The sequence below is a fragment of the Pseudomonas sp. 7-41 genome (assembly GCF_021233075.1).
GTDB classification, from domain to species: domain Bacteria; phylum Pseudomonadota; class Gammaproteobacteria; order Pseudomonadales; family Pseudomonadaceae; genus Aquipseudomonas; species Aquipseudomonas veronii.
Window position 1 is genome coordinate 2235175 of sequence record NZ_CP089551.1, and the last position, 12720, is coordinate 2247894.

Consider the following 12720-nt stretch of genomic DNA (forward strand, 5'->3'; position numbering starts at 1 on the left):
TGGGCTCGCGTTTCTTCAGTGCAAGCGGCTTACTGCCCGTTGTAGATCTGGTCGAACACCCCGCCATCGTTGAAGTGGGTTTTCTGCACGGTGCGCCAGTCGCCAAAGGTCTTCTCGACCGACAGGAAGTCGACTTTCGGGAAGCGATCGGTGTACTTGGCCAGCACTTTCGGGTCACGCGGGCGCAGGTAGTTGTTGGCCGCGATTTCCTGGCCTTCCGGCGACCACAGGTACTTCAGGTAGTCTTCGGCGACTGCGCGCGTGCCTTTCTTCTCGACCACTTTGTCCACCACCGTGACCGGTGGCTCGGCTTCGGCGGAGACACTTGGGTAGACCACTTCGAACTGATCGCGGCCGAATTCGCGGGCGATCATTTCCGCTTCGTTTTCAAAGGTCACCAGCACATCGCCGATCTGGTTGGTCATGAACGTCGTGGTCGCGGCACGGCCACCGGTGTCCAGCACGGGCGCTTGCTTGAACAGCTTGCCGACAAAGGCCTTGGCCTTGTCTTCGTCACCGCCGTTCTTCAGCACGTAGCCCCAGGCCGACAGGTAGGTGTAGCGACCGTTACCCGAGGTCTTCGGGTTGGGCACGACCACTTGCACACCATCCTTGAGCAGGTCCGGCCAGTCTTTCAGGGCTTTCGGGTTGCCCTTGCGCACGATAAACACGGTGGCCGAAGTGAACGGCGCGCTGTTGTTCGGCAGGCGGGTAGCCCAGTTGTCCGGCACCAGTTTGCCGTTGTCGACCAGGGCGTTGATGTCGGTGGCCATGTTCATGGTGATTACATCAGCCGGCAGGCCGTCGATCACCGAGCGCGCTTGTTTGCTGGAGCCGCCGAAGGACATCTGCAAGGTCAGCTTGTCGTTCGGGTGCTCGGCTTCCCAGTGTTTCTGGAAGGCGGCGTTGTAGTCCTTGTAGAAATCGCGCATCACGTCGTAGGACACGTTGAGCAGGGTGGTCGGTGCGGCCTGGACGACACCGGCCAATGCAAGGCCGGCGGCCAGAAGAGAGGCGCTAACGAGTTTTTTCACTGCTCATTCCTTGTTGTACGAGAGTAGAGAGAGGCACTTTGCCAGCGACTATAGCCGGGGGGGCACATTCGCTTAAAGATCAAAAAGATCTTTGCTTATTTCAACTTATTAAACAGTGCATTGCCACACCGTGAACAAAACGCCGCGTTTGCGTCATGGGTGTTTTTCTTGCACACCGGGCAGTCCGTTTGCAACTGTTCACCGCGCATGGCGTTGGCCAGTTCGGCGGTGAAGATCCCGGTGGGCACGGCGATGATCGAATAACCGGTGATCATCACCAGGGACGAGATCACCTGGCCCAGCGGGGTCTTGGGCACGATATCGCCGAAGCCCACGGTGGTCAGGGTCACGATCGCCCAGTAGATGCCCTTGGGGATGCTGGTGAAGCCGTGCTCCGGCCCTTCGATCACATACATCAAGGTGCCGAACACCGTCACCAGGGTGCAGACGCTGAGCAGGAACACCACGATCTTCTGCTTGCTGCCGCGCAACGCCGACATCAGGTAGTTGGCCTGCTTGAGGTACGGCCCGAGCTTGAGCACCCGGAAGATGCGCAGCATGCGGATGATGCGGATGATCAACAGGTACTGGGCATCGCTGTAATACAGCGCGAGGATGCCGGGCACGATGGCGAGCAAATCCACCAGGCCATAGAAACTGAAGGCATAGCGCAACGGCTTGGGCGAGCAGTACAGGCGCAGGCCATACTCGATGGCGAAGATGACGGTGAAGCCCCACTCGATGTAGGCCAGCACGGCGGCGTAATTGTCGTGGACTTCCTGGATGCTGTCGAGGATCACCACCACCAGGCTGGCGAGAATGATCAGCAGCAGGGTGCTGTCGAAACGCCGCCCGGCCGGTGTGTCACTCTGGAAAACCATGACATAGAGACGCTGGCGCCAGTCGTTGTTGCTGTCCATCACGTTCGCCCCTATCGAATATCGGGCAAGCCTAGGGGGATTCGAACGGGCTGTCCACGCGGGCTTTGTGCCACATCCGGCGGCTGGCGCGCACCAACCAGCAGGCGAGGATAAAGGGCGCGGTCAACGCGGGCAGGTGCAGCGCGGCAAAACCGGGGGTGAGGATGATCGCCAGGGCGATGCCGGCCAGCGGCAACCCAGGTCGGCGGCGTGTGCCGCTCAGGGCCAGGGCGGCCAGCGCCGGGTTGTAGCTGTGCAGGCCGAGGAGGGCGCCGACGGGCTCGCCCAGCAGCAGGGCGAACAGCACGCCGAGGACGGCGCCGGTCAATGCCCATGCTGCGGCACGGCGGTTGGCCAGGCATAACCCGAGCGCAATCAATGCGCCGGCCAGGGGCTGGTCCAGCAGCAGGATTTGCGCGAGGCCGCTAAAAGGCGCGCTGACGATGCCGAGAGCGTCGGGTTCGCGCAAGGCTACGGCGCTTTCGGCGGCCGCGCCCAGCAGCAGCCAGCCGAGGCCGACAAACGGCGCGGTATAGGCGGGCAAGGCCTCGGGCTGGGTGGTGTGTCGCAGCCATTGTCGGGCCAGGATCGCACTCAGGCCGCCGCAGGCGAGGATCAGCGGCACCACCATGACCGACCAGGCAAAGTGCTGGCTGATCAACAGGCCCAGCAACACACCGTTGTAGCTGTACAGGCCGGCCTGGCGTTCCGCCTTGGGATAGTCGCGGCGCTGGGCCGTGAGCAAGCCGGCGAGACCACCCAGCAGTGCACCGCCGAGCAGGGCCGGAGCGCCGAGTAGGATCGCCAGCAGACATAGCAGGCCACACAGCGGCTGGCGCTGCAGGACGATCTGGCTGAAGCCGTTGAGCAGCGCTTCGGCCCAGTCGGGGCAGGAGGGAGTGGGCATTGTTGTGTGATTCAGTGAGAGCGAGTTGTCCTCATCGCAGACTTGCCTGCGATGAGGCCCTGACCGGCGCTAGATCAACGTCTGATCGACCCCGGTTGAGCAACCCGCAGTTTCGGCCCTTGCAGGTCCATCGGGATGCTGAAGGGGGCATTCAACAGGGTGGGCAGCCTCGAGAATCAGAATGGCGCGAAAGTCGTTGACGTTGGTGCGGGTCGGTTCGGTGATGATCAGATCGTCGAGGGCGGCGAAATAGCCGTAGCCATTGTTGTTGTCCAGCTCGTCGCAGGCCGACAGCCCCAGCGCTTCGGCGCGGGCGTAGCTGGTGGGGGTCATGAGCGCGCCGGCGTTGTCTTCCGAACCGTCGATGCCGTCGGTATCGCCGGCCAGGGCATAGACGCCGGGCAGGCCCTTGAGGCTGTCGGTGAGGCTCAGCAGGAATTCGGCGTTGCGCCCGCCACGGCCAGTGCCGCGCACGGTCACGGTGGTTTCCCCGCCGGACAGGATCACGCATGGCGCCGCCAACGGCTGGCCGTGCTGCACGATCTGCCGGGTGATCCCGGCGTGGACCTTGGCCACGTCCCGCGCTTCGCCTTCGAGGTCGCCGAGGATCAGCGGGCTGAACCCGGCCTGGCGGGCTTTTACCGCGACCGCTTCCAACGACTGTTGTGGGCGGGCGATCAATTGGAAGTGGCTGCGGGCGAGCAGCGGGTCGCCGGGTTTGACGGTTTCCGAGGCCGGGTTCTGCAACCAGCTGCGCACGGACGCCGGCGCGTCGATGCCATAGCGCTTGAGAATGGCCAGGGCCTGTTGCGAAGTGCTTGGGTCGCCGACCGTGGGGCCGGAAGCGATCACCGTGGCCAGGTCGCCCGGCACATCGGAAATCGCGTAGGTATAGACCGTCGCCGGCCATGCCGCCCTGGCCAGTCGGCCGCCCTTGATCGCCGAGAGGTGCTTGCGCACGCAATTCATCTCGCCGATGGTGGCGCCGGATTTGAGCAGGGCTTTGTTGATGGCCTGTTTGTCGGCCAGGCTGATGCCTTCGGCGGGCAGGGCGAGCAACGCCGAACCACCGCCGGAGAGCAGGAAGATCACCCGGTCGTCTTCGCTCAGTTGGCTGATCAGCGCCAGCACACGCTGCGCCACTTTGATGCCGGCAGCATCCGGGACCGGGTGGGCGGCTTCGACCACTTCGATTTTCTGGCACGGCGCGCCATGGCCGTAGCGGGTGACCACCAGGCCCGTGACTTCACCGTGCCAGGCGTTTTCCACGACCAGCGCCATGGCGGCCGCGGCTTTGCCGGCGCCGATCACAATCACCCGGCCGCTGCGGTCGGCGGGCAGGTAGGCTTCGAGGACTTGCCGGGGATGGGCGGCGTCAATGGCTGTGGCAAACAGCTCACGAAGCAGGTGTTGCGGATCGACCGACATAAGCGGGCTCCCGGGGATTTTTTTGTTATTAGAGATGCAGCAATTGCGGCTATTGAAATGCGATCAACCTGTGGGAGGGGGCGTGCTCCCTCCCACATTTGACGGCATTTCAAAAGGGCAGCGGTGTGGGTTATTTGTCGCGAATCGAGAAGTTCGCCATATGCTCCAAGCCCTTGATCAACGCCGAGTGGTCCCAGTTGCCGCCCCCGATCGCGGTGCAGGTGCTGAACACCTGTTGGGTGCCAGCGGTGTTCGGCAGGTTGATCCCCAGCTCCTTGGCCCCGGCCAGCGCCAGGTTGAGGTCCTTCTGGTGCAGGTTGATGCGAAAGCCCGGATCGAAGGTGCCCTTGATCATGCGTTCGCCGTGTACTTCAAGGATCTTCGACGAGGCGAAGCCGCCCATCAGCGCTTCACGCACCTTGGCCGGGTCGGCGCCGTTTTTGGCCGCGAACAGCAGCGCTTCGGCCACCGCCTGGATGTTCAGCGCGACGATAATCTGATTCGCCACTTTGGCTGTCTGGCCGTCGCCGTTGCCGCCGACCAGAGTGATGTTCTTGCCCATGCTCTGGAACAGCGGCAAGGCACGCTCGAAGGTCTGCGGCTCACCGCCGACCATGATGCTCAAGGTGCCAGCCTTGGCCCCGACTTCACCGCCGGACACCGGCGCATCGAGGTACTGCGCGCCGGTCTGGTTGATCCTGGCGGCAAAGGCCTTGGTGGCGGTGGGGGAGATCGAGCTCATGTCGATCACCACTTTGTTCGGCGACAGGCCGGCGGCCACGCCATCGGCGCGGAACAGCACGTCATCGACCTGCGGGGTGTCGGGCACCATGACGATGATGAATTCGGCTTCCTGGGCGACGTGCTGCGGGGTGGCCAGCGCGATGGCGCCGGCGGCGATCAACTCGGCTGGCGCCTTGCCGTGATGCTCGGACAGGAACAGTTGGTGACCGGCTTTTTGCAGGTTGGCGGCCATGGGTTGGCCCATGATGCCGGTGCCGATGAATCCGATTTTAGCCATGAAAAAATCCTCTTTTTATTCGATAGAGCGCGGTCTGCCAAACACATGGGGTCCAAATGTGGGAGGGGGCAAGTCCCCTCCCACAGGTTGGTTGCGTGTTGTGCCTGTCAGAGGGCGTTATGGGTCTTGAGCCAACCCAAACCCGCTTCGGTGGTGGTCAACGGCTTGTATTCACAGCCGACCCAACCCTGATAACCGATACGGTCCAAATGCTCGAACAGGAACCGATAGTTGATCTCCCCGGTCCCGGGCTCGTTGCGACCCGGGTTATCCGCCAGTTGGATGTGGTTGATCTCACCCAGATGCGCAGCCAGGGTGCGGGCCAGATCGCCTTCCATGATTTGCATGTGGTAGATGTCGTATTGCAGGAACAGATTGGCGCTGCCCACCTGTTCGCGAATCGCCAGGGCCTGCGCGGTGTTGTTCAGGTAGAACCCAGGGATGTCGCGGGTGTTGATCGCTTCCATCACCAGCTTGATACCCGCCGCTTGCAGGGTGTCGGCGGCGTATTTGAGGTTGGCGACAAAGGCCTTTTCTATGATGGCATCGTCCACGCCCTGCGGCCGGATGCCCGCCAGGCAGTTGACCTGGGTGTTGCCCAGCACCTGGGCGTAAGCGATGGCCAGGTCGACCCCGGCGCGGAACTCCTCGACCCGATCCGGATGGCACGCCAGGCCCCGTTCGCCCTTGGCCCAATCGCCGGCCGGCAGGTTGAACAGCACCTGGGTCAAGCCATTGGCATCCAACTGCGCCTTGATTTCGGCAGAGCTGAATTCGTAGGGGAACAGGTATTCGACGCCTGCAAAGCCCGCATCGGCGGCCGCTTTGAAGCGAGCGAGAAACGCCTGTTCGGTGAACAGCATGGACAGGTTGGCGGCAAAGCGCGGCATAAGGTTCTCCTTAATCGAGCAGGGAAATGGCGGTCGGCGCATCGTTGCCGACCAGGGCCAGATCTTCGAATTCGTTGACGGCGTTGATCTCGGTGCCCATGGAAATATTGGTCACGCGCTCCAGAATAATCTCAACGATCACCGGAACCTTGAATTCTTCGAGCATTTCCTGGGCGCGGCGCAGTGCCGGCTGGATCTGGCCGGGCTCGAACACGCGCAGGGCCTTGCACCCCAGGCCTTCGGCGACGGCGACGTGGTCGACGCCATAGCCGTTGAGTTCCGGGGCGTTGAGGTTGTCGAAAGACAACTGTACGCAGTAGTCCATTTCGAACCCGCGCTGGGCCTGGCGGATCAGCCCCAGGTAGGAGTTGTTCACCACTACGTGGATATACGGCAGCTTGAACTGCGCGCCCACGGCCAGTTCTTCGATCATGAACTGGAAGTCATAGTCGCCGGACAGCGCCACCACCTTGCGGCTCGGGTCGGCCTTGACCACACCGAGCGCCGCCGGGATGGTCCAGCCCAACGGGCCGGCCTGGCCGCAGTTGATCCAGTGACGTGGCTTGTAGACATGCAGGAATTGCGCGCCGGCAATTTGCGACAGGCCGATGGTGCTGACGTAGCAGGTGTCCTTGCCGAACACCTGGTTCATCTCTTCGTACACCCGTTGCGGCTTGACCGGCACGTTGTCGAAGTGGGTCTTGCGCTGCAAGGTGGCCTTGCGCTGCTGGCAGTCATACAGCCAGGCGCTGCGGTCCTTGAGTTTGCCTGCGGCTTTCCACTCGCGGGCGACTTCGATGAACAGCGTCAGTGCGGCCCCGGCGTCGGAAACGATGCCGAGGTCCGGGGTGAATACGCGACCGATTTGCGTCGGTTCAATGTCGACGTGAATGAACGTGCGCCCCTCGGTGTACACCTCCACCGAACCGGTGTGGCGGTTGGCCCAGCGGTTGCCGATGCCGAGCACCACGTCGGCTTTCAGCAGCGTCGCGTTGCCATAACGGTGCGACGTTTGCAGGCCGACCATGCCTACCATCTGCGGGTGATCGTCGGGGATGGTGCCCCAGCCCATCAAGGTCGGGATCACCGGGATGCCGGTCAACTCGGCGAACTCCACCAGCAGGTCGCTGGCATCGGCATTGATCACGCCGCCACCGCTCACCAGCAGCGGGCGTTCGGCCTGGTCGAGCAGGGCCAGGGCTTTTTCCACCTGGATGCGCGTGGCCAGCGGTTTGGCCAGGGGCAGCGGCTGGTAGGCGTCGATGTCGAATTCGATCTCGGCCATCTGTACGTCGAACGGCAGGTCGATCAGCACCGGGCCAGGGCGGCCGGAGCGCATTTCATAAAAGGCCTTCTGGAACGCATACGGCACCTGGCCGGGTTCGAGGACCGTGGTCGCCCACTTGGTCACCGGCTTGACGATGCTGGTGATGTCCACAGCCTGGAAGTCTTCCTTGTGCATCCGCGCCCGGGGGGCCTGGCCGGTGATGCACAGGATCGGAATCGAGTCGGCCGAGGCGCTGTACAGGCCGGTGACCATGTCGGTGCCCGCCGGGCCCGATGTGCCGATGCACACGCCGATATTGCCGGCCTTGGTGCGGGTGTAGCCCTCGGCCATGTGCGAAGCGCCTTCAACGTGGCGAGCAAGGACGTGATCGATGCCACCGACCTTCTGCAAGGCCGAATACAGCGGGTTGATCGCGGCGCCTGGGATACCGAAGGCGGTGTCTACCCCTTCACGACGCATCACCAGAACGGCGGCTTCGATTGCTCTCATTTTGCTCATTGTTTTGGTGCCTCTTGCGTTTTGTAATTGTATACAAGTGGTGTTTGGTCGAAGTGTATTCACGGCGAGCGCCACAGGTCAATGCATTTTATTCAGTAGCCTTTGCGTTCGTCGGAAGGTCTTTGCAGGGTATTTTTTCGACATTCGGTAGGTTTGCGCGAAAATATTGTATACAAAAGATAACTCTATTGTGTTCTATTTGTCGCATCCGGTATCTGTTCCAACAGAGCCCACGGCTTTCCCATAACAAGATAAGGACGGCACCCATGAGCGCTTTAACCTTGAAAGTCGCAGTCAACCTGGCCGGCCAGGCCCTCGCCGCAGGCCGCGCCATTGCCTCGGCACCGCTGACCATTGCGGTGCTGGACGGCGGCGGCCACCTGATCACCCTGCAACGGGACGACGGCGCCAGCCTGCTGCGCCCGCAAATCGCCATCGGCAAGGCCTGGGGCGCGATTGCCCTGGGCAAAGGCTCACGCTTGCTCGCGCTGGATGCGCAGCAACGTCCGGCGTTTATCGCCGCATTGAACAGCTTGGGGCAGGGCAGCGTGGTGCCGGCGCCGGGCGGGGTGTTGATTCGGGATCAGGAAGGGCTGGTGCTGGGGGCGATCGGGATCAGCGGGGACACGTCGGATATTGATGAGCAGTGTGCGATCACGGCGATTGAAGCGCTGGGTTTGTGGGCGGATGCGGGGGTGTCAGCCTGATTATTGGATGATTGCCAGGGCCTCATCGGGAGCAAGCTCCCTCCCACATTTGACGGTATTCACAAATAGAAATGTGTGAACACAGTTAAAGGTGGGAGGGAGCTTGCTCCCGATTGCCACAGGCGCCTCGGTGTTTTAGTCCGGCGCACAGCCCTTGAGCACCAACCGAATAATCGTCTGCGCCGCCGCCTCGTAATCCGCTTCATCCAATTTGGCCTTGCCGGTCACCGCCGAAATCTGCCAATCGAAATCCGCATAGGTCTGGGTTGCGGCCCAGATGCTGAACATCAAGTGATTGGGATCGATCGGCGCAATCAACCCGCGGTCCACCCAGTGCTGGATGCACTGGATATTGTGCTTGGCCTGGGCGTTGAGTTGCTCGACCTGTTCGGCGCTCAGGTGCGGGGCGCCGTGCATGATTTCGCTGGCGAACACCTTGGAGGCGAAGGGCAGGTCGCGGGAGATGCGGATTTTCGAGCGGATGTAGTTGCTCAGTACCACCGCAGGCTCACCCTCCGGGTTGAACGGCGTCGAGGCTGCCAGGATCGGCTCGATGATGCTCTCGAGCACTTCGCGGTAGAGGTTGTCCTTGGACTTGAAGTAGTAGTAGACGTTGGGCTTGGGCAGCCCGGCCTTGGCGGCGATGTCGCTGGTTTTGGTCGCGGCGAAGCCCTTGTCGGCAAACTCCTCGCTCGCCGCCCGCAGGATCTTTTCTTTGTTGCGCTCGCGAATGCTGCTCATAAACCAGAGGGTTCCTTGCCATGACAGGCGGTTGCGCATGGTAGCACCGGCCATCCGCGAGCCTCAACAATGTGCCCGCGACACTCTTGGGGTCGATCGTGCATCCCGGTTTTGGCCTACAAAAAACTCGGAAATAGACTATCTGTAAAATATAGACGAATTGTTTAGGTTGGCGTAGTGTCCGCTGGGTCAGTGACTGAGCCTGCGTCAATCACCCGTGTTCCTTCGGGTTAGCCAGGCCTCAGGCACTACCCAGAATAAAAATAATTCGGTAGGTGCCTTCATGAAACAGGTCAAACAGACGCTCTATGCCGTAACGATCACCCTCGGGCTGTTGTCGGTAGCCCATGCGCAACCGCTGCGTTTCGCCACGGAGGGTGCTTATCCGCCTTTCAACTATGTGGACTCGAATAACCAACTGCGTGGTTTTGACGTCGATATGGCGAACGCCCTGTGCGCCAGGCTCGGCGTCGAATGCACGATTGTTGCCCAGGACTGGGAGGGCATCATCCCGGGCCTGCTCGCGAAAAAGTACGACGCGATCATCGCCTCGATGGCCATCACCGAAGAGCGCCAGAAGACCGTCAGCTTCACCCAGCCCTACAACCGCACGCGCATGGTTCTGGCAGTGCCCAGGGGCAGCGACATTCAGGACGCTGCGCCGGCCACGTTGTCCGGCAAGACGGTCGGCGCTCAGTCGTCGTCCACCCAGGGTATCTACAACCAGGATGTCTATGGCGCCAATGGGGCGCGGGTCAAGTTGTACGTCGGCCAGGACGAGGCCAACAGCGACCTGCTCAACGGCCGCCTGGATGCGGTGGTCAACGACAGCGCGCCAATGCAGGAGTGGTTGAAGAACACCGACCCGCAGTGTTGCCGGGTGCTGGCTATCCCCGGTACGCAAAGCGACGCCGGTATTGCCGTGCGCAAGGCCGATGAGGCGTTGCGCGCCAGGCTGAACCAGGCCATCGCGGACGTGATCGCCGACGGCACGTATCGACAGCTCAAGTTGGCCCATGGCCTTGAGGATGATTAAGCGCGGGGGCGTCTTCCATGTTCGAGTCATTAGGGTTGTTGTCGTTGGGCGCCGGTGGGTGGGGCGGCGCGCTGCTGGCGGGCGCAGGGGTCACGATGGCGCTGGCATTGGCGTGTGTGCCGCTGGGGTTGCCATTGGGGTTGTTGGTGGCGCTGTGCAGCAGATCGGCAAACGCCACGGTGAGGGCGATGGCTGCGCTGTTCTCCACCTGTTTTCGTGGCCTGCCGGAGTTGCTGACGTTATTGATCGTGTATTACGGCATCCAGATCGCGCTGCAGAAGTTCCAGGCGTATTGGGGCGGTTCGGCCGAGTTTGGCATCAACGCCTTCGTGGCGGCGGTGATCGCGTTCAGCCTGGTGCTGGCGGCCTTTTCCAGCGAGGTGTGGCTGGGGGCGTTGAAGACCGTGGCGCGCGGCCAGTACGAAGGCGCCCAGGCACTGGGCTTGAGCCGCAGGCACACGTTTTTCAAGGTGGTGCTGCCGCAGGTGATGAGGATCGCCTTGCCGGGGCTTTCGAACAACTGGTTGAGCCTGCTCAAGGACACGGCGTTGGTGTCGACCATTTCCCTGGTGGACCTGATGCGCCAGACCAGCCTGGCGGTGAACGCCACCAAGGAACCGATGCTGTTTTATCTGGCGGCGTGTGGCCTGTACCTGCTGCTGTCGTCGATGTCGGGGTTTTGCATCGCGCAGCTTGAAAAGCACTACGGCCAGGGTCGGGAGCGTGCCTCATGATGGGGGGCGAGCGTTTTGCCGAGTGGCTCGGGCTTGAACTGCTTCAGCGCTACGGTGCGCAGTTGTTCGATGGCTTGTTGCTGACCCTGCAATTGGTGGCGATATCCAGCAGCGCCGGGATGGTGCTTGGCGTGCTGTTGGCGTTGGGCAGGACTTCACGCTGGCGTTTGTTGCAGTACGGGTGCAGGGCCTATCTCTACTTTTTCAGGGGCTCGCCGCTGTTGGCGCAGTTGTTCCTGATCTATTACGGCTTGGGTTCCTTCCACGGTTTCTGGCGCGACCTTGGCCTGTGGGGCTGGTTCGGCGACCCGTGGTTTTGCGCCGTGCTGGCGTTCACCTTGAATACGGCGGCCTATCAGGCCGAGATCTTTCGCGGCGGGTTGCTCTCCGTGCCCCGTGCCCACTATGAAGCCGCGACGGTGTTGGGGTTGAGCCGCACCACCACGTTTTTCAAGGTGACCTTGCCGCAGGTGCTCATCGTGACGGTGGGGCCACTGGGCAATGAACTGATTTTGATCATCAAGGCCAGCGCGATTGTGTCGCTGGTGACCTTGCTGGATTTGATGGGCGTGGCCAAGCTGGCGTTCTCACGCACTTTTGATTTCCAGGTGTATGTGTGGGTGGCGCTGGTCTACCTGCTGGTGGTCGAGTGTGTCCGGCGAGGGGTGAACCGGATCAATCGTCGACTCACCCGCCACATGCGGCCAACTGACGAATGATAGGGAAGGGTGGATACATGGGGTCATCAGGGGAGTTTGAGCGGTCGATCTGCGCGCCTGCGCCGGTGGTGATCGACGTCGAAGGGCTGAGTAAATGGTACGGCCTATACCAGGTGCTGCACGGTATCGACCTGCGCGTGGTGCAGGGCGAGCGGATTGTGCTGTGCGGCACCTCGGGCTCCGGCAAGTCCACATTGATCCGTTGCCTCAATCGTCTGGAACCGGCGCAGCAGGGCCGAATCCAGGTGCTGGGCGCCGACTTGAGCGCTTCGCCGACGCTCTGCCGCGCGGCCTTGCGTGAGGTCGGCATGGTGTTTCAGGGCTTCAACCTGTTTCCGCACCTGACCGTCTTGCAAAACTGCATGCTGGCGCCGATGTCCGTGCGCGGCATGCCCCGCGACAGCGCGCAGGACCAGGCGATGGCGCTGCTGAAAAAAGTCGGGATCGATCAACACTGGAAAAAATACCCGGCGCAACTGTCGGGCGGCCAACAGCAGCGGGTCGCGATAGCGAGGGCATTGTGCATGACCCCGAAAATCATGCTGTTCGATGAGCCGACGTCGGCACTGGACCCGGAGGCTGTCGGCGAGGTGCTGGACGTGATGGTCATGCTCGCCGAAAGTGGCATGACCTTGCTCTGCGTCACCCACGAAATGGGCTTTGCCCGGCAAGTCGCCGGGCGTGTGCTGTTTCTCGATGGCGGGCGGATCATCGAAGACCAGCCGCCGGAGGCGTTTTTCACTGCGCCACGCACACCTCGCGCGCAAGCGTTTCTGGCGCAGGTGCTGGGGTAGGCG

At 62.1% G+C, this 12720-nt stretch carries 13 protein-coding genes; 5 read left to right on the forward strand and 8 right to left on the reverse strand.

Translation table 11 applies throughout. From position 1 onward, the window contains the following. Nucleotides 1-29 precede the first annotated feature (29 nt). The 7 genes from LQ249_RS10140 to gcl form a co-directional block, all read right to left on the reverse strand. A complete protein-coding gene (locus tag LQ249_RS10140) occupies nucleotides 30-1034 on the reverse strand; it encodes a sulfate ABC transporter substrate-binding protein (protein ID WP_046384213.1) in 1005 nt (334 codons plus the stop codon). Between the two features lie 95 nt (nucleotides 1035-1129). Further along, nucleotides 1130-1954, reverse strand: a complete 825-nt coding sequence (locus LQ249_RS10145; RefSeq protein ID WP_046384212.1) for an ion transporter — start codon at nucleotides 1952-1954, stop codon at nucleotides 1130-1132. A 31-nt stretch (nucleotides 1955-1985) separates the two neighbouring features. Continuing rightward, on the reverse strand, nucleotides 1986-2861 hold the full coding sequence (locus tag LQ249_RS10150) for an urea transporter (protein WP_126587911.1): 876 nt from the start codon (nucleotides 2859-2861) through the stop codon (nucleotides 1986-1988). Between the two features lie 69 nt (nucleotides 2862-2930). After that, on the reverse strand, nucleotides 2931-4289 hold the full coding sequence (locus tag LQ249_RS10155; RefSeq protein WP_201022057.1) for a glycerate kinase type-2 family protein: 1359 nt from the start codon (nucleotides 4287-4289) through the stop codon (nucleotides 2931-2933). Between the two features lie 130 nt (nucleotides 4290-4419). Beyond that, a complete protein-coding gene (locus LQ249_RS10160) occupies nucleotides 4420-5310 on the reverse strand; it encodes a 2-hydroxy-3-oxopropionate reductase (RefSeq protein ID WP_046486391.1) in 891 nt (296 codons plus the stop codon). A 107-nt stretch (nucleotides 5311-5417) separates the two neighbouring features. Further along, nucleotides 5418-6200 carry a hydroxypyruvate isomerase gene (gene hyi / locus LQ249_RS10165; protein ID WP_126587907.1) on the reverse strand — a complete coding sequence of 261 codons (783 nt, stop codon included), beginning with the start codon at nucleotides 6198-6200 and terminating at the stop codon, nucleotides 5418-5420. 10 nt (nucleotides 6201-6210) lie between these two features. Beyond that, nucleotides 6211-7986, reverse strand: coding sequence for a glyoxylate carboligase (gene gcl / locus LQ249_RS10170; RefSeq protein WP_232566434.1), 1776 nt, complete (start codon nucleotides 7984-7986; stop codon nucleotides 6211-6213). Nucleotides 7987-8252: 266 nt separating this feature from the next. On the opposite strand from gcl, the gene LQ249_RS10175 reads away from it, so the two are divergent. After that, on the forward strand, nucleotides 8253-8693 hold the full coding sequence (locus LQ249_RS10175) for a GlcG/HbpS family heme-binding protein (protein ID WP_057003710.1): 441 nt from the start codon (nucleotides 8253-8255) through the stop codon (nucleotides 8691-8693). 135 nt (nucleotides 8694-8828) lie between these two features. Here LQ249_RS10175 and LQ249_RS10180 read toward each other — a convergent pair whose 3' ends face one another. Continuing rightward, nucleotides 8829-9434: a TetR/AcrR family transcriptional regulator gene (locus LQ249_RS10180; RefSeq protein ID WP_046384206.1), complete on the reverse strand. Its 606-nt coding sequence runs from the start codon at nucleotides 9432-9434 to the stop codon at nucleotides 8829-8831. Nucleotides 9435-9717: 283 nt separating this feature from the next. Between LQ249_RS10180 and LQ249_RS10185 the strand changes: the two genes are divergently transcribed. Genes LQ249_RS10185 through LQ249_RS10200 form a run of 4 tightly spaced genes read left to right on the forward strand, consistent with a single transcriptional unit; the run spans nucleotide 9718 to nucleotide 12717 of the window. Continuing rightward, complete coding sequence (locus LQ249_RS10185) at nucleotides 9718-10470, forward strand: transporter substrate-binding domain-containing protein (RefSeq protein ID WP_108524425.1); 753 nt, start codon at nucleotides 9718-9720, stop codon at nucleotides 10468-10470. Between the two features lie 17 nt (nucleotides 10471-10487). After that, a complete protein-coding gene (locus LQ249_RS10190) occupies nucleotides 10488-11204 on the forward strand; it encodes an ABC transporter permease (RefSeq protein ID WP_046384204.1) in 717 nt (238 codons plus the stop codon). Further along, nucleotides 11201-11923: an ABC transporter permease gene (locus tag LQ249_RS10195; protein WP_046384203.1), complete on the forward strand. Its 723-nt coding sequence runs from the start codon at nucleotides 11201-11203 to the stop codon at nucleotides 11921-11923. The genes LQ249_RS10190 and LQ249_RS10195 overlap by 4 nt, the downstream gene beginning before the upstream one ends. A gap of 17 nt (nucleotides 11924-11940) precedes the next feature. Further along, the gene (locus LQ249_RS10200) at nucleotides 11941-12717 is read left to right on the forward strand and encodes an amino acid ABC transporter ATP-binding protein (RefSeq protein ID WP_269783951.1); all 777 of its coding nucleotides are present in this window, start codon (nucleotides 11941-11943) and stop codon (nucleotides 12715-12717) included. Nucleotides 12718-12720 lie beyond the last annotated feature (3 nt).

Bases quoted from the DNA above. Each gene is read 5' to 3' on its own strand.
- LQ249_RS10145 (WP_046384212.1), bottom strand. From the start codon at position 1,954: ATGGACAGCAACAACGACTGGCGCCAGCGTCTCTATGTCATGGTTTTC.
- LQ249_RS10150 (WP_126587911.1), bottom strand. From the start codon at position 2,861: ATGCCCACTCCCTCCTGCCCCGACTGGGCCGAAGCGCTGCTCAACGGC.
- LQ249_RS10155 (WP_201022057.1), bottom strand. From the start codon at position 4,289: ATGTCGGTCGATCCGCAACACCTGCTTCGTGAGCTGTTTGCCACAGCC.
- LQ249_RS10160 (WP_046486391.1), bottom strand. From the start codon at position 5,310: ATGGCTAAAATCGGATTCATCGGCACCGGCATCATGGGCCAACCCATG.
- hyi (WP_126587907.1), bottom strand. From the start codon at position 6,200: ATGCCGCGCTTTGCCGCCAACCTGTCCATGCTGTTCACCGAACAGGCG.
- gcl (WP_232566434.1), bottom strand. From the start codon at position 7,986: ATGAGCAAAATGAGAGCAATCGAAGCCGCCGTTCTGGTGATGCGTCGT.
- LQ249_RS10175 (WP_057003710.1), top strand. From the start codon at position 8,253: ATGAGCGCTTTAACCTTGAAAGTCGCAGTCAACCTGGCCGGCCAGGCC.
- LQ249_RS10180 (WP_046384206.1), bottom strand. From the start codon at position 9,434: ATGAGCAGCATTCGCGAGCGCAACAAAGAAAAGATCCTGCGGGCGGCG.
- LQ249_RS10185 (WP_108524425.1), top strand. From the start codon at position 9,718: ATGAAACAGGTCAAACAGACGCTCTATGCCGTAACGATCACCCTCGGG.
- LQ249_RS10190 (WP_046384204.1), top strand. From the start codon at position 10,488: ATGTTCGAGTCATTAGGGTTGTTGTCGTTGGGCGCCGGTGGGTGGGGC.
- LQ249_RS10195 (WP_046384203.1), top strand. From the start codon at position 11,201: ATGATGGGGGGCGAGCGTTTTGCCGAGTGGCTCGGGCTTGAACTGCTT.
- LQ249_RS10200 (WP_269783951.1), top strand. From the start codon at position 11,941: ATGGGGTCATCAGGGGAGTTTGAGCGGTCGATCTGCGCGCCTGCGCCG.